At 44.1% G+C, this 20970-nt stretch carries 17 protein-coding genes and 1 pseudogene; 7 read left to right on the top strand and 11 right to left on the bottom strand.

Features of this window, described 5'->3' with window-relative positions:
• From EDM21_RS09335 to EDM21_RS09315, 5 genes are all read right to left on the bottom strand, one after another.
• The coding region (locus tag EDM21_RS09335) for an IS3 family transposase (protein ID WP_157334851.1) at positions 1-211 on the bottom strand (211 nt) is incomplete at its 3' end.
• A complete protein-coding gene (locus tag EDM21_RS25495) occupies positions 189-482 on the bottom strand; it encodes an IS3 family transposase (RefSeq protein WP_157334977.1) in 294 nt (97 codons plus the stop codon). The genes EDM21_RS09335 and EDM21_RS25495, both read right to left, overlap by 23 nt.
• Before the next feature lie 22 nt (positions 483-504).
• Positions 505-969: an IS3 family transposase gene (locus EDM21_RS09325; RefSeq protein ID WP_157334849.1), complete on the bottom strand. Its 465-nt coding sequence runs from the start codon at positions 967-969 to the stop codon at positions 505-507.
• Positions 939-1238, bottom strand: coding sequence for a helix-turn-helix domain-containing protein (locus EDM21_RS09320; RefSeq protein WP_157334847.1), 300 nt, complete (start codon positions 1236-1238; stop codon positions 939-941). The genes EDM21_RS09325 and EDM21_RS09320 overlap by 31 nt, the downstream gene beginning before the upstream one ends.
• Before the next feature lie 245 nt (positions 1239-1483).
• Positions 1484-2077: an RNA polymerase sigma factor gene (locus tag EDM21_RS09315; RefSeq protein WP_338043951.1), complete on the bottom strand. Its 594-nt coding sequence runs from the start codon at positions 2075-2077 to the stop codon at positions 1484-1486.
• Between the two features lie 277 nt (positions 2078-2354).
• Here EDM21_RS09315 and EDM21_RS09310 point away from each other — a divergent pair, with 277 nt between their 5' ends.
• From EDM21_RS09310 to EDM21_RS09300, 3 genes are all read left to right on the top strand, one after another.
• Positions 2355-2753, top strand: a complete 399-nt coding sequence (locus EDM21_RS09310; protein ID WP_235918103.1) for a hypothetical protein — start codon at positions 2355-2357, stop codon at positions 2751-2753.
• A gap of 119 nt (positions 2754-2872) precedes the next feature.
• A complete protein-coding gene (locus EDM21_RS09305; RefSeq protein ID WP_157334845.1) occupies positions 2873-3928 on the top strand; it encodes a beta-glucanase/beta-glucan synthetase in 1056 nt (351 codons plus the stop codon).
• A gap of 258 nt (positions 3929-4186) precedes the next feature.
• Positions 4187-8050 carry an S-layer homology domain-containing protein gene (locus tag EDM21_RS09300; RefSeq protein WP_157334843.1) on the top strand — a complete coding sequence of 1288 codons (3864 nt, stop codon included), beginning with the start codon at positions 4187-4189 and terminating at the stop codon, positions 8048-8050.
• A gap of 200 nt (positions 8051-8250) precedes the next feature.
• Here EDM21_RS09300 and EDM21_RS09295 read toward each other — a convergent pair whose 3' ends face one another.
• Positions 8251-8784, bottom strand: coding sequence for a GrpB family protein (locus EDM21_RS09295; RefSeq protein WP_157334841.1), 534 nt, complete (start codon positions 8782-8784; stop codon positions 8251-8253).
• 174 nt (positions 8785-8958) lie between these two features.
• On the opposite strand from EDM21_RS09295, the gene EDM21_RS09290 reads away from it, so the two are divergent.
• Positions 8959-12363: a HEAT repeat domain-containing protein gene (locus EDM21_RS09290; RefSeq protein ID WP_235918102.1), complete on the top strand. Its 3405-nt coding sequence runs from the start codon at positions 8959-8961 to the stop codon at positions 12361-12363.
• A gap of 351 nt (positions 12364-12714) precedes the next feature.
• Positions 12715-12935: pseudogene (locus EDM21_RS25490) on the top strand (IS5/IS1182 family transposase); the annotation flags it as partial.
• Positions 12936-13041: 106 nt separating this feature from the next.
• On the opposite strand, the gene EDM21_RS09285 reads toward EDM21_RS25490, so the two are convergent.
• A complete protein-coding gene (locus EDM21_RS09285; RefSeq protein WP_157334839.1) occupies positions 13042-13350 on the bottom strand; it encodes a hypothetical protein in 309 nt (102 codons plus the stop codon).
• Between the two features lie 94 nt (positions 13351-13444).
• On the opposite strand from EDM21_RS09285, the gene EDM21_RS09280 reads away from it, so the two are divergent.
• Both EDM21_RS09280 and EDM21_RS09275 read left to right on the top strand, forming a co-directional pair.
• Entirely contained in the window at positions 13445-14182 is a 738-nt protein-coding gene (locus EDM21_RS09280) for a hypothetical protein (protein ID WP_157334837.1), read from the top strand.
• 18 nt (positions 14183-14200) lie between these two features.
• Positions 14201-14740 (top strand): hypothetical protein, encoded by a 540-nt coding sequence (locus EDM21_RS09275; RefSeq protein WP_157334835.1) that lies wholly within the window; start codon positions 14201-14203, stop codon positions 14738-14740.
• Positions 14741-15765: 1025 nt separating this feature from the next.
• Here the strand turns inward: EDM21_RS09275 and EDM21_RS09270 are convergent.
• The 4 genes from EDM21_RS09270 to EDM21_RS09255 all read right to left on the bottom strand — a co-directional run bounded on the left by EDM21_RS09270 (position 15766) and on the right by EDM21_RS09255 (position 20410).
• Complete coding sequence (locus tag EDM21_RS09270; RefSeq protein ID WP_157334833.1) at positions 15766-16947, bottom strand: MFS transporter; 1182 nt, start codon at positions 16945-16947, stop codon at positions 15766-15768.
• A gap of 80 nt (positions 16948-17027) precedes the next feature.
• Positions 17028-18077 (bottom strand): LLM class flavin-dependent oxidoreductase, encoded by a 1050-nt coding sequence (locus EDM21_RS09265; protein ID WP_420850652.1) that lies wholly within the window; start codon positions 18075-18077, stop codon positions 17028-17030.
• A gap of 59 nt (positions 18078-18136) precedes the next feature.
• Complete coding sequence (locus tag EDM21_RS09260) at positions 18137-18418, bottom strand: ArsR/SmtB family transcription factor (protein ID WP_157334830.1); 282 nt, start codon at positions 18416-18418, stop codon at positions 18137-18139.
• A 663-nt stretch (positions 18419-19081) separates the two neighbouring features.
• Positions 19082-20410, bottom strand: coding sequence for an enhanced serine sensitivity protein SseB C-terminal domain-containing protein (locus tag EDM21_RS09255; RefSeq protein WP_157334828.1), 1329 nt, complete (start codon positions 20408-20410; stop codon positions 19082-19084).
• Positions 20411-20970 lie beyond the last annotated feature (560 nt).

The following is a 20970-nucleotide window of genomic DNA, read 5'->3' as shown; positions in this document are numbered from 1 at the left end:
TTTCTGCGATCCTGCCTTCCGAAACGGCAGCTTCGTAGCTTGTGCGATGGATATATTTACGGCGGATGATGGCTTTAATACGCAGGTCCTGCATCAAGCGCAGAACCTTTTTATGGTTCACGATAAGGTTATATTGGCGGTACAATTCATCCTGAACACGGCGATAGCCCACAGTCTTGTTACGCTGCTCATAAATGGNATTGCGTAACATCCGTAGCCCATTTTTGATTAGGTCTTTCCGCTTTGAAGTTCCTTTGCAATAGATTTTCTGCGATCCTGCCTTCCGAAACGGCAGCTTCGTAGCTTGTGCGATGAATATATTTACGGCGGATGATGGCTTTAATACGCAGGTCCTGCATCAAGCGCAGAACCTTTTTATGGTTTACGATAAGGTTATATTGGCGGTACAATTCATCCTGAACACGGCGATAGCCCACAGTCTTGTTACGCTGCTCATAAATGGTGCGAATCCTCTGCTTCAGTTCTTGATCCGGATCAATGTCTTTACGCTNCGCCTAATCGGTATTGCGTAACATCCGTAGCCCATTTTTGATTAGGTCTTTCCGCTTTGAAGTTCCTTTGCAATAGATTTTCTGCGATCCTGCCTTCCGAAACGGCAGCTTCGTAGCTTGTGCGATGGATATATTTACGGCGGATGATGGCTTTAATACGCAGGTCCTGCATCAAGCGCAGAACCTTTTTATGGTTCACGATAAGGTTATATTGGCGGTACAATTCATCCTGAACACGGCGATAGCCCACAGTCTTGTTACGCTGCTCATAAATGGTGCGAATCCTCTGCTTCAGTTCTTGATCCCGATCACTCTCTTTACGCTTTAGGTAAGCGTAGTAACCACTTCGGCTGACTTTCAAGTAAGCACACAACTCTTTAACACTTTGCGTATCCTTCAACTCATCGATGACGAGATGCCTGCTCCTCAACCCTCCCGATTCAAGATTTGCAACCACTTTTTTAGGACGTCCACCTCTAGGCGAAGACTTCGGAGATTGCGTTCCTGCATGGTCTCTGTCCGATAAGAATTTCCTCGCCTATCCGCAAAAGATGCTTGTCCTTCCAGACGATATTTCCTCATCCATTTCCTCACACGGTCCTTGTCATGAATCTCCATATGCTCTGTTATTTTTCTGTAGCTCCAACCTTCTTCCGCATGCAGTCTAATTACTTCTACCTTCAATGATTCTGGATAGTGTTTAAAGGTTTGTCCCTTAAGCGCCATAAAAAATGCACCCCTTAGAATTCATCGGAATAACCAAGGGGGTTTTTCCAATGTCTATTCTAAGGGGTGCACTTCATTTATAACGTAGGGTTTTTCTTCTATTATAGGTAGCTCGCTTGGAGCGAGCACATAAGCCGTGCCCTCCCAAATACGACCGGTAACATTCCTTTGCATGTTGCGAGATTTCGTGCATTGCTCACATATGAACTCCCACTTTATAATACCAAATATCTTAATGCCTCTTTCTATACGTCATCCTCAACCCATTTCTTAGAGAAGTTCTGTAATAGTTTTTTACGCGCCCTGACTAATAATTGTGCAGAAGCTTGTTCGGAAATATTAAGTTGGTGAGCGATTTCTTTATGCGATTTATCCTCTAGGTAGTACAGCAGCAAAACATAATGATACTTGGTTTTTAAATCGTTTAGGGAGTCGTGTAATATTCCATCACGAAGCTGCTGTTCCACTAACTCAGCTACATTTAACTCATATGAAGGTGGAAAACCATTAAGGTATTGATATTTTGCGATATTTGGATCCGGGAAATATCGATATTTTTTGTCTTTTTTGAACATGTCGTAAGCGGTATTTCTAGAAACCTTCTTGATCCATGCTTTTAAATTCACGGGATGTTGTAATGCAGATGCTTTGGTAATTACTTTTATGAAGGCTTCTTGAACAACGTCGTCTGCTAGTTCATGGTTCTGGAACAGGATGTAAATATCTTTATAGATTAAATCCCGGAATGACTGGTAAATCAATTCTTGTGTCGAACGATCTAGGTAATAAAAATTACATTGAAGAAAAGATAACCATTTCTCCATATTACCTGAAATCACATCCTTTATTTCCTATTGTATCAAATAAAACAAAATTTTGGTAATAAATCGTCATGCTTTGTTAACAGGAGTCGTTTAGGTAGCAGATTAGTCCACTTTGATTTTGCAGGGGATTAACTATTTTTAACTCTCTATCATGTTGCTCTTTATGTTGCTCTGAAAAAGATAAGCATAGCTCACAATTAATAGAGGAGGTGCTGGATTGTCTACGGTTGTTTGACGGGGTTCATTCAATCTGATGGTGTTCAAAAACCAAAAAATTCGAGGAGGAATTATTATGAAATTCAGTAAAAAAGCAATTGTTGTTGGTGCAGCTGCGATGTTGAGCGTATCTTTATTTTCAGTATCAGCATTTGCAGACGTACAGACTAGATCGACAAATGGATATGGAATCTTAAAAGGAACGTTAACCAGTACAGCTTACACGGCATCATTTATTACCAATGTATCTTCAAATAATGATCAAGCCTACTTATCATACGCTTCATCGGTTCAAAATTCATCGGGTGCAACAATTGCTACGAAACCACAAACCAATAGTTCAAGAGGAATAACAACGTTCTATGGTTCTCATGTTGGTCTTCCGGCTGGTTCCTATGCTGTTAATGGGACACATGGTGTACAAGGCGGCAACACATATGGCGCATATGCGGTTTATACGTATGTACGCATCTAAGATTGATTAATAGGTAGAAGAAGAATGTTTAGACCGTGCAGATAAAGCATTTTTTCGTCTTTATCTGCATCGGTATAAGCATTTTCTTTTTTTATTTATAGAATAAGGAGAGAATTTAGATGAAAAAACTACGGGTCTTTAAAGGGGCAATCTTTTGTATAATTTTTATAATGCTGATAGCCGGCTGTTCTACGAATAATACGAAAAGCTTGTATTCGGAGGCTTCTCCTGGCCAAACAACTCCAACTCAGAATACATTGGAAGAGAAAACAATTGTTAAAGGCAATTTGTTTCATGGTTTTTATAATCCCCAAATTGATGAAAAAGGAAAAATGCTCCCTTTACAGTACAACGGTGGTGAGTTGACGCTTGATTATTCCGTGCGAGCTTCGGGAGATGCCAAAAATGTCGGTTTTCTTATCTTTGTTGATGGAAAACCGCAGCCCTACAAATTGAATAAAACTGTATCTTCCTATCAATATATGCATACTTTACAGGTGAAAGAGGATGATCAAGATACACCATTCACATTCTTGTTTACTCCGATCATAGGGAAATCAGGGGATAATCTTCATGTCAGCATTGTCAGTGTGTATAATCCTTCTTTTATTCCGGATATGAAAGAGACGACATCCTATGGAGGCTACCAAACGACGTTGGAAACGGGCACGGAATTGATTTTTAACCAAGACACAGAAATGCTGGATATTGCTGTTTTTTCGCAACAAGAGGGATTAAGTAATGTCCACCAGTCAACGGAACCGGTGACGGAGGATTTGCTGAAGAAGCATAGTGTGATGGAGAAAGTTGATATAGAAGCCTTGGAAAAGCGTGTCTTTAGCGACTTATCTGTGAACGGTGAAACAAAGCAAGACAATTTTAAGATGGATAAAAGCGGAAAACTTAAAATCAGATTCAAACTTTTTGGTCATCCTGACTTAAGATACAGGAATACGTTCTATATTAACCATAAAGCTCTGGATAGTGAGGAAGTCAGTTCATTCGAAACCGTTTTATCTAAGGGAAATGCGGTTGTTGTGGATGCAGAAATCGAATTGGATAAGCTGGAGGATTTCAATACGTTTTATGTGGTTTCTGTACCCATTAATGCAAATGACTTCCCGGATGATGTCATAATCGTGCAAAAGACTCCATCTCTACTTCTTTATAAATGATAAGAGGTAAGCGAAGATGTTCTTCATCTGGAAATGGAATTATACGATTACGTTAATTGATTCAACAAGCATCGTATTCATGGATCATTAGGCTATATGACACCAGCTTAGAATAGGGTGCTGCTATGCGACGCGCCAAAGAACTTGGCTTGCCGGATTGATATTCCCCGAAGGGTTCTCCCCCATTTGGGGGATTTTTATTTTTGCGCTTTCCGATTATATTCGACAAAGAGAACACTAATCAAATGAGGTGGAAACATGTATTTTAACAGAAAGTTGGCAAAGATCGGCAGCTTGTTTATCAGCATTATGCTGGTTTGCTCGCTTTTAGCCGGTTGTATTTCGACGTCAAGCTCCGTAAATTTCAACATGCAGACGCAGCTGTCGGCAGGGGAGCAGTTGTATATGCGCTTCGCTGACGGGACGACAGCGACGTCCGCTGACCAAGCGGGCAAGTCATCTATTGCAATCGATAATCCGCAGGGCAAGCAAATCGTCGGCGCTTATATTACGGATGGCACCGTGAGCTGGGTCGCCGGTTATTCGTACGAAGGTTTTACTGTAAAAGTCAATTCTATTGCGGCAGAAAAGCCTGCTTTCGCGGCAGCGTCCATCCAGAAGGGCCTTCCGATTCCGAATTCTGAGTTCAATGGTTACTATTCCGTCACGCTCAACGTGTATGGCGCAAGCGGCGGGCAGGAGTTGCCGGTTACCGGGAGGACAGAGGTGTTCGTTGGAGCGCCGGGCGCTCAATTTAAAAATACGGATCCGATGGATAGTGGTAACCGGAATAGCGACGCCGATGGCGGATTCTCCTCCTTTACTACAGACGGTCAGGTCACGTTTGTGATTAAACCGCCCTCGGGAGTGGCCATTGAGGATCTGCAATTACGCATCTGGTCGGGACCGAAGCTGCTACATTCTGACAGTGCGACAGATTTGTCGGATTTGAAACTGTGGGGCGGCAGCATGGAGCCGGCATTTCACCCCGGTGTAAACTCTTATAAGGTCAAGGTGCCGTATAGCGTGGAGAGCCTGTCCGTTACGGCAGCTGCGTATAGGCCCGACGGGTCGTTGACGATCAATGGAGCGGCTGCGGAATCCGGCATTCCGAGCGGGGAGATCCTCCTGAATGTCGGATGGAACGAGATCCCTGTCACCGTCACACTTCCTGGCCAAACGTCGAAGACGTATACGGTGAATGTGCTGCGATACACAGCCATGAAAGGGCTGGGGACAAAGCAGCAGCCTTATCTGATCACAGAGCCGGATCACATGGACCAAATAAGGCAGCATCTAGGTTTGAAGGATGTTTATTTCAAGTTAGCAGCAGACATTGACATGAGTACATCCATTATTGACTCGGGCTGGGATCCGATCGGTACGGAGAAGATGCCCTTTAAGGGGCAACTGGACGGCGACGGATTTACCATATCGAACCTGGCCTTTGATCTTAAGAGCGATGGCGGCTTGTTCGGCTACATTGGAGAAGGAGCTCAGATCCGGGATCTAAAGCTGACTGGCGTCAACGCGAAGTCTTCCGGTAGAGTCGGAGCGGTGGCCGCCGTGAACCAAGGGGCCATTTCGGACAGCGTGGTGGCCGGCATCGTACAGGGAGGCGATGTTGTTGGAGGCCTGGTCGGCATTAATGACAGTGAAGCTGTCATCGAACGGAGCGCTTTCTCGGGCCAAGCCATGGGCAATATCCAAGTCGGCGGCCTGGCCGGCGAAAATTACGGCACTCTCCAACGAAGCTATGCTGAGGCAGAAGTGCAAAGCAATAATTCGGCAGGCGGCTTGGCCGGTTACAATGATATTAACGGCAAAATCGAGAACAGCTACGCGATTGCCAGTATGAGCGGATCGGGAAGTGCCGGAGGAATCGCGGGAGGAAACTATGGCAGAATCGGTACAAGTTATGCGGTGATCAAGGTGACGGGGGGGAATCAAGTAGGAGGAATTGCTGGACCCTACGGCTACGGAACGATTGAAAAAAGCTTCTACGACGCTGATGTCGCGAATGTAACGCATCCGTCTTATGGTTTAACGACTTCACAGATGAAGTCGGCTGCTACGTATTCGGATGCGGGATGGGACATGAACGAGATCTGGATGATCGATCCTACTGTTCATGCCGGTTATCCGACGTTGCGTCTGGCGATGTCGCGTGTGACCTACTACGGAAATGGCCAGACTGACGGGACGGTACCGATTGATCCGCAAGCATATACGTCGGGAAGCTATGCGCAAATCGCCGGCAATGCAGGCGGCCTTGTGAAGGAAGGTTACCGTTTCGTTGGGTGGAACACGGCGGCCGATAGAAGCGGGACGCATGTCGCGCCCGGAGCGCAAATGAAAGTCGGCTCAACCGGTCTCTCGTTATATGCGGAGTGGGCGCTGGACCAGGCGCCGGAGCTTCTTTCGGCAAAAGCGGGAGATGCGAGTGTCACGCTCGAATGGTCGGAAGTGCAGTTTGCGACTGGGTATGAGGTATACCGGAGCACGTTATCAGGTGATTACGGAGAGCCGGTTCATTCTGTAAGCAGCGCAGTGCACAGCTTTGTGGATACGGGACTGACGAATGCAGCGACTTACTACTACGTGGTGAAGGCGACAAGTCCAGCAGGGGACAGCGAGATTTCAAACGAGCTGAGCGCCACGCCAATTGCGGCTCAGGGTGGAGGTAGCGAAGGCGGTAATACTGGCGGGGAGGACAATCCCGCCGGAGGTAGCGAAGGCGGTAATACTGGCGGGGAGGATAATCCCGCCGGAGGCAGCGAAGGCGGTAATACTGGCGGGGAAGACAATCCTGCTGGAGGCAGCAACGGCGGCAGTACCGGCATCACTCCACCGACTGCCGGGGATACTGAACAGAAGGTCGAAATTGAGCTGCGCGTGAATGGGCAAGTCATTCGCGGCGTATCCGCCTCCAGCGCTGCGGTCGGCGGCCGGAAGGTTACGACTGTAGCGATCGGTGCGGATGGCGCTAAGTCGCTGCTTGCTGCGGCGGAAGAGGGCAGCATCGTTACAGTGCCGGTGACCCAGTCGGCGGACGTCATTGTGCTATCTGTGAGAGGATCATTGCTGAAGAGCCTGGATGAGAAGCAGTTGACACTGAAGCTCCAGACGTCGAATGCGTCGTATTCGCTTCCGGCGCAGCTCATTGATCTTGATGCAGTAATGAAGCAGCTTGGCACGATTGACGTGAATGACGTGAATTTCGAGGTCGAGATCGCTTCGGCTGCGTCCGGCATGGCAAGCCTTGCAAAAAACGCTGCAGCGCAAGGCGGATTCTCTCTCGTCGTTTCGCCGCTTGAGTTTACTGTAAGAAGCGTACACGGCGAGAAGTCGGTGACCGTCACTCAGTTTGACGCTTACGTCGAGCGGACGATCGTGATTCCTGACGGTGTCGATCCGAATCTGATCACAACGGCGGTCGTCGTCGAGCCGGACGGTGCGGTACGTCATGTGCCTACGAAGCTCGTCGTCTTGGACGGGAAATATCACGCTCTCATTCAAAGCAGGACGAACAGTGTGTATGCTTTGATCGGTAACGAGGTAGAATTCGCAGACGTTGAAAAGCACTGGGCGAAGACGGCGGTGAACGAGATGGGCTCCCGCCTTATTATAAGCGGGGAAGGTGACGGCTTGTTCAGTCCAGGCCGCCATATCACTCGCGCAGAATTCGCAGCCATCGTCGTTCGCGGGCTCGGCTTGAAGCTTGAGGGTACGAATACATACGTATCGTACTCGGATGTAGCTGAGAAAGCCTGGTACCATGATGCGGTCGCATCGGCCTCTCAGTTTGGGCTGATCGGCGGCTTTGAGGACGGTACGTTCCGTCCGAACGACAAGATTACACGCGAGCAAGCGATGGTAATTATCGCGAAAGCGATGAATTTGACCGGTTTGCAGGCTGACGGCAGCACGGCAGACGCATTGCAACCGTTCGCCGACAGAGATGCGGTCTCCAAGTGGGCGAAGGAAGCGGTTGCGGGGAGCGTGAAGGCGGGGATTATCTCCGGTCGGAACGCATCGGAACTTGCGCCGCAAGCTTCGATGACGCGCGCTGAAGTCGCCGAGGTTGTTCGGAAGCTGTTGGTGAAATCTGATTTGATCTAACGAATCTTACATGCAAACGAGAAGGGCTCTCCCTCGCAGGTTATCTGCGCAGGGAAGAGCCCTTTCTTTCGTACCGCAGCCGCAAATCTATGGTACAGTTTTAGTGCTTTTTTTCCCGCAAGATCGCACAGTTTTAGCGCAAGCGCAACCCCGACTACTTCGGCATGACGATGTATTGGCAGCAAAAGCTCGGTTCTCCGCTATATATCTTTTCTTTCATTTTCAGTCGCCCATTTCATTGCCTTTTTTACAATTTCGGTGCAATAGGCTTCTTTCCCATCTTGATAGGCACGAACATTATCCGGTGATTGTTGGGCTAAATGTAATTTCAATTCTCCGTATATTGTAGCTTCATCAGGATGATTCATTAAGTATTCTTTAAAGTTCAGATGATACTCGATGTTTATATTTCCGACCTCGTAAATATGTACGTGATGAGTTCTATGTTCTCCACGCTTCGGAAAATATCGTCGGCCAACAATTCCTTGTTCCCCTCTTGGTATATAGCCTTGATGAATCATTTGTTCGTTATACTCGTCTACCTTGATAATATTCTTGACGACAATTAATATATCAATAATTGGCTTAGCAAACCCAATCTGAGGTACAGAAGTGCTTCCAATATGATGGATATCAAGTAACTCGTACGAGAATATGGACTGTAATAAGGCTTCTTCTTTACGGTATAAATCAAACCAGGTTTCGGTCCAAAGAGCAATTTCGGTTCTTCTCAAATTCACACCCCGTTTTGATCATGAATTGTAAGATAGCGTAATGTTATTTTATGTGACCGCTCCAATTCCTCTCTAATTGAATTATGCATGTAGTATGGTTTAGCGAACGCTGCCACATCAGACTAATTCTATGGATCTATGAAAGGGAATGGATGGTTATATAGAGAATAAAGCTTGGATGAAACAAGAACAAGTGAAAGTGGGGGACTTATGTTTTTCAAAAAAGATCCGCTAGATAAGAAGAATCTACTTGAGGAATTAGATGCGCTTGGATATTCAGACAGAGTACACAGAATGGCCATACTAGGTCGTAATAATAATGGATCAGCTCAATATTCAAAGTTGCTTTCTTCCTTACTGGAAGGTGGTGCCTATGAGGCACATCTTGCGTTAACCGGCGCGAGTGCAACGCACGATGCAGCTATTATTTTGCTGGCATTAAAGCATCCTGCAGCCTCTGTTAGAAATCAGGCAGCAGGACTTTTAGCCAAAGTGGTCTCCGATGTTGATATTGAACGTGAAATCATCACTTTATCGCATGATTGTCGCCGCAAGTTATTGCACAGTATTTCATTTATAGACCGCAAAGAATGGGCAGAACGATTATTGCCTCTTGTGTATGCCCGGTGGGGTGCGAAGGAGGCATCCATTTTACTGCCGGCATGTCATAAGGAAACGGTCAGCAAATGGATATCGGATATGGGATATGCTATTCAAAACTGGTCTAAATTAGCCAGCCGGCATCTTGACGTAGTTGCGGAGTATTTTAAAACAACTTTAGAAAGCACACCCCTTAGGGATAAGGGATACGTTTGGTGGAGATTTTCATCCGCTATCGAAGTGTTAGGCAAGTTAAAAGGGGATTTGGTTTTAGAATGTGCCCTGAACCATAGCCCAACGGGTATCCTACATCCTGCGCTAAAAAAACAGCTCGGCACTTTAATTCGCATAAATCCTGATGCCGTGTATAGGCTGCTAACACGAAAAGAGTCGCGAAGCGATCTGATTTCTGAAGGAGTGCCGGACGGTATTTTAAAAAGGAGAGATTATTTTTCATTAGATCAATGGATTGAATTGGCGAAATTACTTGCCGAATACCCGGTACATGTAGCGAAATTACTTCATTATATGGCTCCTTCAAATCGTAAAGTGATCTTTGATTCCGTATATGAAGAAGATAAACGCCTAGAGCGCATTTTTCCAGAAACATTACTGTATGAGTTACCGCATGCATTACGTGACAAGGAAGCAACCCGAATGCTCGGTCTCCGTGAAATCTATGATAATCGGGAAAAAACAATGAGCATGACGGCTTGCCGTTCTATTAAATACTCAAGAGAGATGCTTGAAAAAGCAACACATGTATCCAGTGCAGACGAACGTGCAATGGCACTTGCACAGCTGATTAAGAGTACGGCTCTATCGAGACAAGGAGTTGCGGAGACTTTGGTGTTTCTGGGCCGTATCAAAAATGATCAGGATTCTGTGCGGTATGCAGTGTTGGCAGAGCTTTCAAACAGTCCTATGTCACTATTTACGGATGAGCATATTCAAGAACTCACATTACTTGTCGATAGTGTGATTGAAGCTAGCGATACTTCATATGGTACAAAGGCTGCAACTCAAAACCTAGCCTTTTTCATTATGCGGTACCATGCATCAAATCCCCAAAGTGAGATTTTTAAGTTCGCTTTAAGAACGATTGTAAAACTAGCTAAGCAGACGGGTCACCCGCTATTACCATCCTTAGAGGAAAATTTTCCGCGAGGTATAGAAGAAATACTATTTGACGAGCTGTATCCGCTAGCTGTAGAGGAAAACAAAAGAGAAAACTACAATTTCGTGATTAGTTTGGCCCATTCATTCGGAAAAAGAGGTTTTAGCTTATTCAAACTTCAAAATTCATTAAAGGAAGCGGCGACGCAAGCGAATATAGATTCCATAGCCGTGCATGCGACAAGACATTGGCTCGCTTCTAATAAAACACGGGATGAAAGAGTCAAAGAATTGTTAGCTTCGGATAAATCTTTTATTACCATTAATGAAGTATTCCTGCATTTGCATCTAAAACGTCAAGAATGGTTAGATCCCTTTATTTCGGGTGCTGCTATTAAAGGCAAGTTTTTATCGGGCAAAACCATTTATCTTGTACCGGCTGCGAATGGGTTTAACAGGTGGCTGCCGCGTCAGCAAAAATCGTTCAGTTCCTTATTAGAAAGAATTGCATTCGATGCTAAGCACAGTCTTTGGGAGCGTTCAAGAGTTATCAAGATCATGGGGAGAATGCCGGATCTTTGCCCGGATAAGATACGAGAACTTTTGAAGGATGACGAGGTATCTGTAGTAGAAGCTGCACTTTATGCCCTTTCATTATCGGAAGAACCCGAAAAGGCACTTCCCATTCTATTAGAGAATTTAGATGGAGATCGAGCTCGTGTAGCCATGTACTCGATACCCAGATGCATCCGTAAAGTTAATCCGGTTGTATGGACTTCAATGCTCCAAGAACTTTTAAATCGGGACAAACTTAAAATCACGGTTAGAAAAGAAGCTGTCAGGCTGCTGGGTGCGTATAGAAGCAGTGACAGTATTCCGCTATTAATGAGCGAGTTTGAAAAAACAAATTCACATAAGGATGTAATCATAGCAATAGGGCATGCTGCGAGGCAGCTTCTAGATGATGAACGTGGATGGACGATTGTAAGTTCACTGGCTTCTTCAACACAAAGTGATATTGCAAGGAGTTTGTTACTCCAACAACCTAATGAGCTTCCAGTCGAATATAGACCTCGATATTTAGAATTAATCCTTACAATTGCAAGTCATGCAGATGCGGATGTTGGAAGATACGCTTTCAATTGTATGATGCAATGGACGAATGGCAACGAAGAACGAATTGCGATTGCCACTGCAAAGGCTATTATGGATTTGGAGGATAGCTCCAGATGGAATGCTGCAATGAACACGTTGATAGAAACATGCCGTGACGGTAAGGTCAAAGAGATTGTAATAGGTGTATTTAAGAATCTGGCTAATGCCACAATCAGTGATGATTGGAATGCAAATGCCAAAAGAGATCTGCCTCATCGACAACGTCTCTTGAAATTTGCAGACAAACTGATCTCTTTGCAGGCGGGCACGCGCTTAAACCTGACACCTTTGTATAGGGGGATTATTGACTGTCTGGAACCCAATGAGACACTCAAGCATGTTGAAATGAAATTGTATATAGCCTCAATGGATTGGAATCATGTAGAGGAAACCGTTGCTAATTTAAATAGAATGGTTAGTCGTATTTCAAAGCAGCCCTATCTTTTGACCGAGGCTTATAAGCAGGTTGCGCTAAGTTTAAAAGACAGCAGAGGATATTGGAATCCAGAAACAGTGGTAGCTATTGTAGACGTACTGTGGTCTGAGGGTTGTTATGAATCCCAGTTTATTGGACTTTCTTTGCTTGAGGTTGCCGGAAGAGCTTTAATGTGGAGTCCGGATTGTGCTCACCTTTTAAGATCCTATAGAAATCACATAAACATTGAGATTCGCACACTTGCTTTAGACATTTGGACAGCGATAGATTGATTATTCTTATAAAGTAAAATTGAATCGACGATTGATTTAGATAGATAAAATCTTTATTGAACTAGTTGTTTCAATCAACTGGATGATTCCTATGGTTTTAGCTTCAGCGGCCTGAAATCGGCCGTGCTTAACGGATCGGAGCGGCGGCCTTCCTGAAATGGAACCGCGGCGAGACTACCGGGTTGGAATTCAAGACGGATCTGGTGCTGAGTCTGGAGAAGTGAGGTTGTTGACCGTAAGCGGGGCTCGTCCTGCGAATATATAATATACAAAGTCGTACCCATCCGGAGAGCCCCGCAAAGCGAATACAGACTCTGTAACAAACCCAATGCCGCAAAGGCATTGGGTTTGTTGTTACATTCGGCTAAACAAATGACCGCATCATTCAGGGAGAATTATATAGATTTATCCCGGAAGATCATCTACTTAAGAAAGTCCACCATATTGTGGACTTCGGTTTCATTCATGAGCTAGTAAAATATTCATATTGTGAGTATTAGACCGGCGAACGAACCGGAGTTACTCTTTCGCCTGCTGTTTTTACAGGTTTTTACAACCTCTCCGAGACCAAGGCCCGTATACCCGGCACGCAGACTACAAGTTAAATTTGAAACAATACTAGCAGAAGGATAAGTGGATACCCGCCATTCGGGTTTGTGATTATACGCAGAGTATTACTTAATATATGAATCTATAATATTTTCCAGCCCTCATTACAGCTATATCCCTGCTGTCCTTTATTTCATACAATTCTTCTCCACCTTTGACTAGAGGGGGCATACATCCCGTATCGCATTTTGCATGGATTATGGCGCTTTTCTGCAAGATTCCGAGTTTTCGGCCGATAAGGCCCCCTCCTTTAAAAACATCATCAAGGTAGTATTGATGGTCCTTATAAACAATGGTGAGTTGCTCAGGCTCTTTTGTTTGTCCGCATCCAAAAAGTGAGAGAATTAGAATAAGTACACTTATAAATTTTTTGGTCAATTTTAATGCCTCCTTTTGGAGTATTAGTAATTTTATTGACATAATTAAAAATGACCTTTATATTTTAAATATTACAAAATATGGAGGGTGTTTAATGGTTAAAAAAATGCTCCTATCGGTTCTCTTTTTATTTATTCTAACTCCCATTTTTTCCTCTTACTCATTTGCCCAAACTAGGTCATGGCATATAGTTGAAGTTCATGAGGGGACATATGATGGATTTTGGATGCAAAGTACACTTCCAACCATTACTTCAAGGTGGACTCCTGGTACAGAAAATAAAATAAATTATGAATTTTGGCAGTCGACTAATGGAAAGTCAAAGACAGATTGGGTTGAAATGGGTTATCACGATGGATATGATTATGATATTTATGGTGAAGGTAAGTATGACACTTCTTATAAAGGTCTCTTTGTTGCGAAAAAAACACTCACGTCTTGGACTTTAAGAAAAGTGACTAGTGAAAATTGGAAACCTGGAGAGAATCATACATGGGGAACTGATTTTTGGCCAAATTCCGACGGAACTACTTCTGTAGATATGAGAAGTGATGGAGCTGTAATACAAACTTATCATAAAACCACTCCCGCTGCCAAAATAAGTGTAGGTGTAGAATTTGGACAGGGGCCCATATTACCATCCTCTACACCACAGCGCATCTCTTCGAATAGTTATATATATAATCTTCATGTTAGAAAGTATCGGCCTAATGATATCTGGTACAAGTGGTCTGATGTGGGAGGGATTTTAATTTGGAATGATAATCAAGGCTTGAATACTGGGATATCTTCGTACTATATTAACAATCTAAATCAGATTCTATTCCAATAAAAAGGGAGATGTCATTAAATGAAAAATAAAAAAATAATTCTTGTCTTTTCCTTTGTAGTGTTAATCGTTACAAGTGGTGTTAGCTTCGCTGCTTTAGGTAAAGAAAAAAGTAAATTTGAATATGTAACTGAATCTTTTTCGAAACACAGTCCTGCTCCCGGGCCGAATGGTGAAAAAGTAAAATACGTTGAAAAGTTTTATAAAAAGAACGATCAACTTTTAACGGCATCAAAAATGAAAAAAGTTGAAGAGTTATCCGGTTATTTAGATGAAGAGAAATTGGCGAAAAAAGGAGGCAAGTATATCAGAAAAGAAATGATGACTTATAAAGAGTACATCAACTTAGGGGTCGACGATTCTTATATGCATGATGTGGACCCTGACAGGCTAGTTTGGGTAATCTCAACAAAATTCAACAAAACTCACTATGTGGATGGTAATCCGGTTGAAAAAGCCAATGTGACCAGTCTTTTTGACGCTGAAACCGGGGAATTTTTATCAGTTACAGTCACATCTGATGCTCCAAATGCATTCTCTGAATTTAAAAAAGGTGAGTGACAGGATGAATGTTTCTGTTATCCACATCGGACGAGAGCTGCGGGTCGGTGCGACGCAGTCGGATTAAACCTAAACACCCACCCTTGGAGCGGCTAAACGTAAACATCTGTCGAAGGTCATGAGGGCGGGAGAGAGTGAATACACAATCTTCACCAGTGGTCCTATATTGAGCTATATTGTCGGTAACATTTCTTTCAATTAATGACATCCTTATAAAAATCAATGAGCGGCTTTGGTCCGAAGTTTCATCGTACTGAGGCCTTTTCATTTAGTCTGTAACCGCTTGTAACTGTAAAAGCAAATGAGTTTTTCTCCTATAAAGTCGATAAGCTGAGCTATCATAAGTAAGGTAGAATTTTTGGGTAGAAAGCCGGTGCGTACAACTCAAGTTTACATTAGACAGAAATTATGCACTTCGTCGATGCTGTACTTCACACGGCGTGTGTAAAGCTAAGTTTGCATTCAAACAGCACCACTATGTTCATCTGAATTGTAAAAAATGTTGTTCGCTGCATAGAATTATTCTGTATAATAGTGGAAAATAAAGTGGATCATTTGGCCTACTATGCCAATGTCGATCTGTCGACAAACTCCTGCACGATTTGTTATTTCAATAATCAAATTAATATGGGAATCCAGCCATGCGATTAATCCCCTTTAACTTAGAGTATAGGAGTTGAGGAGCCGAGGTTAAATTCATGAGGGAAAACATTGGATTTATCGGACTCGGACTGCTTGATATGCTGGAGAACGGAGATCGGAGCAGAACATAAGGCTAGGGACGATGTTATTCGTACTCTTGTATAACCGGTCAGCCTGGTTGCGGTTATAAGTAACATTCGGCTCTCAATTCAATACGCTCAAGCGAACCGCTATAAAGCTATGCAATTGGGTTTTCGCAACAGACGGGAAGTCGTTTGCTCAACAAAGCGTCCATTGGATGGAGGAAGTGGAAATGGAAATAGAAAACACGAACAAGCAGTAGCATACCGTTGCTTGTTCGTGTAATTGTACGCTTTGTTTCATTATTTGCTTGTGACGGATTGTATGCCATTCGCAGATTGACTTCGCATCGAGAACGATAATATAGCCGGAAGGAGTGCGATTGCAACACCAATTGCGCCAGCCACGCCGATTGACTGTAAGGAGAAGCTTTCCACCACAATACCGCCCATGGCAGCTCCGACAGCAATTCCCAATTGGATGAAGGATGTATTCAAGCTCAGAAGGATTCCCGCTGCGCTTGGTGCCAAGCTAATCATATAAACTTGTTGAATAGGACCCGTAGACCAAGCAAAAAACGACCATAACAGCAGCAACGGAAAGACAGCTATAGATGTATGGGCAAAAAGGGACATAAGGATCAAAATAGCAGCGTGGATCATTAAGCTACCATTCAGCGTACGCGGAATACCTAATTTATCCGCACCATAACCTCCAGCCTGGGCGCCCAGCAAACTTGCTATACCGAATGAAAATAGCGCGATGCTCACCATCCCATTGCTCATACCCGTAATGTTCATCAGAAATGGTGTAATAAACGTGTAAATGATCGTATAACCGACCATCCAAAAGAAGCTAATCGACAAGGTTAATAATAGCTGCGGCCTTTTCAACAGGGCAAGTTGTTCTTTAAGAGGAACATTTGCCTCTCCCTGCGACTTTGGCAACGCCATTAAAATGACCAGCATCGCGATAAAACTAAGAAGGCCGATTCCATAAAAAATCATTTTCCAGTCGTAGGTGCTGGCAATGACTCTTCCCACAGGAACGCCTAAAATAAGCGACAGATTAAATCCCATCATGATAGTTGCTATGGCGGTGCCTTGTTTTCCAGGTCCGGCAATTTGAGCAGAAACAGTTAAGGCAACCACGGTAAAGACACCTGTACTAAGAGCTAAGATCACTCTCGCACCAACAAGCATCGGATAGCCCGTCGAGACCACCGTAATTAAATTCCCTATAAAAAAGAGCGCCAAAGCAGCCAGCATAAGTGTTCTCCGGCTTAGTTTAGAGGTAGCCGCAATGAGAATTGGAGTACCCACCGCGTAAGATATGGAATAAACCGAAATGAGTTGGCCAGCAGCAGCAATGGTTACGCCTACATCTTTGGAAACCAGGTCCAGTATCCCGGCAATTACAAATTCCGAAGTTCCCACTAAAAAACTTATAATCGCTAAAATATAAACTTTCCACGATTTAATCAATTGATTGTTTCCCTTTCAAATTATCTATATATAGAAATGTTAATGATGAAGGATTGGAATTTATTATCATCTTAGTTTCTTTAATGCCTAGCTAGCTCCTTATGGACAAGGGGGGCGACTTCCGTTCCAAATCGTTCGATCGTTCTTAACAAATCACGATGTGGAAGCGTACTAAAGTCAACGTACAAAAGAAAACGAGTCAAGCCCAATTGTTTGGTTACACGCACGATCTTTTCTGCTACATATTCTGAATCTCCAACATAAAGAGCGCCGCGAGGGCTCAGTGCTTCTTCATATACACTTCTTGTATAATTCGCCCAACCGCGTTCCCTTCCAATTTGATTCATTTGTTCGGCCATAATGGGATAATACTTTTCTTTGGCTGCTTCAAACGAGTTGGCAATAAAACCATGCGAATGACAGGCGATTTGCAATTGATTAGGATCGTGCCCTGCTTGTTGGGCTGCTTTAAGATATAACTGCACTAAGGGAGCGAAACGCTCCGGCATACCGCCTATAATGGAGAAAATGACAGGAAGACCAAGCTGACCGGCACGAATGGCCGACCCGGGATTGCCGCCAGTAGCAATCCATACAGGAAGCGGGAATTGTTGCGCTCGCGGGTATACGCCCATATTATGCAACGGTGCACGGTGCTTGCCGCTCCATGTTACGTTCTCTGAAGATCGTATTTTGAGTAAAAGCTCCAATTTCTCATCGAATAATTCCTCATAATTTTGCAGGTTATATCCGAAGAGCGGAAAGGATTCGGCAAAAGAACCGCGTCCGGCCATGATCTCGGCTCGCCCATTTGTTAAGTTATCCAGAGTGGCGAAGTCCTGATAAACACGGACTGGATCCGACGAAGACAATACCGTAACGGCACTGGACAGCCGAATATGGTTTGTAGTAGCTGCAGCCGAAGCTAAAATAATTGCCGGCGATGAGCTTGTGTAGTCCATGCGATGATGTTCACCGATCGCATAGACATCAAGACCGACCTGATCGGCCAACTGAATTTCTTCCATCGCTTGTCGCAGTCGTTCGCCTGGCAGAACGCCCCCTCCTTTGGGGTTGGTGTGAAGAAATGTAGAGATTCCAAGTTCCAATGGCACGCGATTTTCCAAAATGGTTTCCCTCCTTTAGCTTTTCTATAATTCTAAATATATAGAAATGATGCTTAAAAAATTTACGCCAGTAAATATGGCGCAAACTTCATTGCCACTTCTTGATCAACGCTGTAGTGAATAAACGAACCGTTCTTTTGCGACTGGATCAAACCCGATTCCGTCAGCTGCTTGAGATGATGGGATAACGTTGAACCGGCTACGTGTCCAAGCTGTTCACCGATCGCGGTAACGCATTGATTCTTTTGCTTTATTAGCATTAAGACAATCTTTAGTCGTGTAGGCTCACCTAGAGCCTTGTATACTTTGACAGCTTGCACTAGATCGTGATCGACATCAGCCATTAAATTCTCCTTTCCATCATTTCTATATTTATGGAATTATAGAAATGATATTACCACCTAATGACTGCGGTGTAAAGTAAAAATTTGGCTGTTTGTCAATCGTCTGTGAAACCTTAACGCGTCCGAGAAAATGCCACTTTCAAGTTTGGCCGAAGTGCTCATCAAAGCGACGAGGTCAGAGGGATTTTACACCTAAATATGGACCTGACCGTGGCCAATCAGATTATGGCTTAACCATCAAAGAATAAGCTTAAGAAGATTTAAAGTACACTTTAAGGCAAGCGTAATTTTAATACAATCGCTTGTTGCTTAACGTCGACACATTGCTGGCCAAGCACCGGTATTAATTGAATGAGTCTGCCAAAGTGAGTAGGCATAGCGAAGTCTGGCTTCCACAGGGCCGCCATTGTTTTCGCCGTTAGACCCGATACGGTGAACCGTACCATAAGTAGGGGGAAGTTTTTTGTGGAATTCCTTATCATGTAATGTTCCCCTATCATTTAGGAAAGGTCCAATATGCTGATGTTCAAAAGCGAAAAGAAGCGGTCCTACTGATCGCTTCTTCTTTAGCCCTTCGGTATAAGAATGATGAATGGCTGCCTCTGTCGTAGAAATATTTACTTCCGGGACAGCTTCGCCTAGTGTTCTTAAACAAACCTGTTTTTAAAATAATCCAAAGCGCTTCTTCCTATAAAAGGGTTCGATGTCCTTCCCAGCTTCCGTCCATTCGTCCATACCGATGATGTTGATGGCGATTCCGTTTAAATGGGGGGCGGCAGCCGCTGCAATCTCATTATAAATCTGCTCTTTCCCGCTCATAGCATCCACAATGAGCAGATAGCTCTGCTCGTTTCCCCGCTTCTTCTGCCGCAAATAAGCTTTTTGAATGCCTTTTTGCGTCTTCATATAAGCTTTGAGAGTTTGAATCATTTGCATAGGATATTCCTTGGGCTCGCCCAGCACAACAGTCGGTTCCTCAGTCACTGCAGCCTCTGTGACGGTGCTGTTCAAGGCTTCGTTTCGCTCTCTGCGGTAGTCTTCAATTTTTGCCCGGTTATTGGAATCAATCCTAAGTCCAAGGCCTTGCGGATTGATCACGATCCCAGTCATGCCACCAGAGATTGCCAAAAGATCCTCGTACGCAGCCACATTGCTGTCCCACAGCTCTTTATCATACACCTTTTCGAACTCGTACCAGTCCGTAAAGACCGGCAGCCATTTGGAATCATTGTCGCCATCCAGGACAGCAGTCACAATACGGTCTCCTTGTCTTAGAGTTTTTCTCCCCTGCTTGTCAGTAGCAGAAGGCTCCTGTTCCACCAACTGGATGGGGAGCAGGTACCGAGCTCTTATGATTTCATCCAACATGCGGGCTTCCAGCGATTGAAGACGTTGCTGTTTTCCCGCCGTATGTAGTCTCACGTTCATCGTTTGGAAGAAAAGGATCATCGCCTGCTGTAAACTGGGGTTGGTCACCGGAATTTGGATCTCAGGCGTACCGCTCCAATCCATTGGCGGCATTAACTCATCCCGGTTCACCTCGATATAATATACACCATTATCGATGAGGATGGTTGGAAGGCCCATGATATGAAGCAGACCGATTGTCTTCATGATCTCTTCCCCGCTGATCTTCCTCATTTCAAGCAGGACGAACTGCTGGAGGAAGTAGTCTGCTGCAGATGCAGCATACTCTTCCTTCGAGAAGAGCCAAACCCGGCCGCCCTCATCAACGTAGGGATAATTGGTCTGCTTGTCAAAAGCTATGTACAGTGCCTCGGCTTCCTTAACCTTTTCTTTTATTCTGTGGTTAAGCTCCTGAATCCGGGTATTCAACCATTCACTCCTAACGGGCTCGCTGGTTACTAAACCCTTGGCGTGATGAATCAAAAAGATCATTTCTTGAATCTCCACCCCCTTGTAAGCATCTTCGTCCAGGTTATCGTTCCGCAGAAATGTACCCACGAGTTCCTCTGCCCTTGCCTGATTCATGGCGTTCCCTCTTTCTCCAACCAAATTTAGGATATATCATATACTCTTTGTACTCTTCTTATCTTCTTGAAACAGTTGAAAATGCCAATCTAAAGCCATTCTTATGCCACCACTAACAGATAATTTGACCATACCAACCGATCCAATGCATAGGGTTTTACAAATATCGCCTATCGGATGGCATGGCTTATTGGTTTTACGTTATGCGCTTTGTTTTTCATCATCCCACCAAAACGTACGGTCAATGGAGTAGATTTCAGTGCATCGATATGTTATTGACTTAAATTAAATCTATCACTGAAGTAGTTCTGGAAGATTAATCCACAATAGTGTAATGTAAGAAAGAGTTCAAATTGGGGTTATCCCAAAGAAATTAATAAGACGGAGCAGTAAAGTCCATTCAAGATTAATCTATGAACATAAACAAAATCAGAAGAACCAGTTTCAAATTGTGGTTCTTCTGATTTTGTTTATATTGAAATATAAACTTATTTATGCTCAAATCTCACTTTGTTGTTAAGTGATATACGCCAAACCGTATAACAATGCTGGTAAAGAGA

This window comes from Paenibacillus lutrae, from assembly GCF_009757775.1.
In the GTDB taxonomy this organism is placed as follows: domain Bacteria; phylum Bacillota; class Bacilli; order Paenibacillales; family NBRC-103111; genus Paenibacillus_F; species Paenibacillus_F lutrae.
This window is presented reverse-complemented; position numbering and strand designations above follow the sequence as displayed.

What these genes read in the sequence shown, in the direction of transcription:
- EDM21_RS09320 (WP_157334847.1), bottom strand. Translation starts at nt 1,238, where the DNA reads ATGGCGCTTAAGGGACAAACCTTTAAACACTATCCAGAATCATTGAAG.
- EDM21_RS09310 (WP_235918103.1), top strand. Translation starts at nt 2,355, where the DNA reads ATGAAATTCAGTAAAAAAGCAATTGTTGTTGGTGCAGCTGCGATGTTG.
- EDM21_RS09305 (WP_157334845.1), top strand. Translation starts at nt 2,873, where the DNA reads ATGAAAAAACTACGGGTCTTTAAAGGGGCAATCTTTTGTATAATTTTT.
- EDM21_RS09300 (WP_157334843.1), top strand. Translation starts at nt 4,187, where the DNA reads ATGTATTTTAACAGAAAGTTGGCAAAGATCGGCAGCTTGTTTATCAGC.
- EDM21_RS09280 (WP_157334837.1), top strand. Translation starts at nt 13,445, where the DNA reads ATGGTTAAAAAAATGCTCCTATCGGTTCTCTTTTTATTTATTCTAACT.
- EDM21_RS09275 (WP_157334835.1), top strand. Translation starts at nt 14,201, where the DNA reads ATGAAAAATAAAAAAATAATTCTTGTCTTTTCCTTTGTAGTGTTAATC.
- EDM21_RS09260 (WP_157334830.1), bottom strand. Translation starts at nt 18,418, where the DNA reads ATGGCTGATGTCGATCACGATCTAGTGCAAGCTGTCAAAGTATACAAG.
- EDM21_RS09255 (WP_157334828.1), bottom strand. Translation starts at nt 20,410, where the DNA reads ATGAATCAGGCAAGGGCAGAGGAACTCGTGGGTACATTTCTGCGGAAC.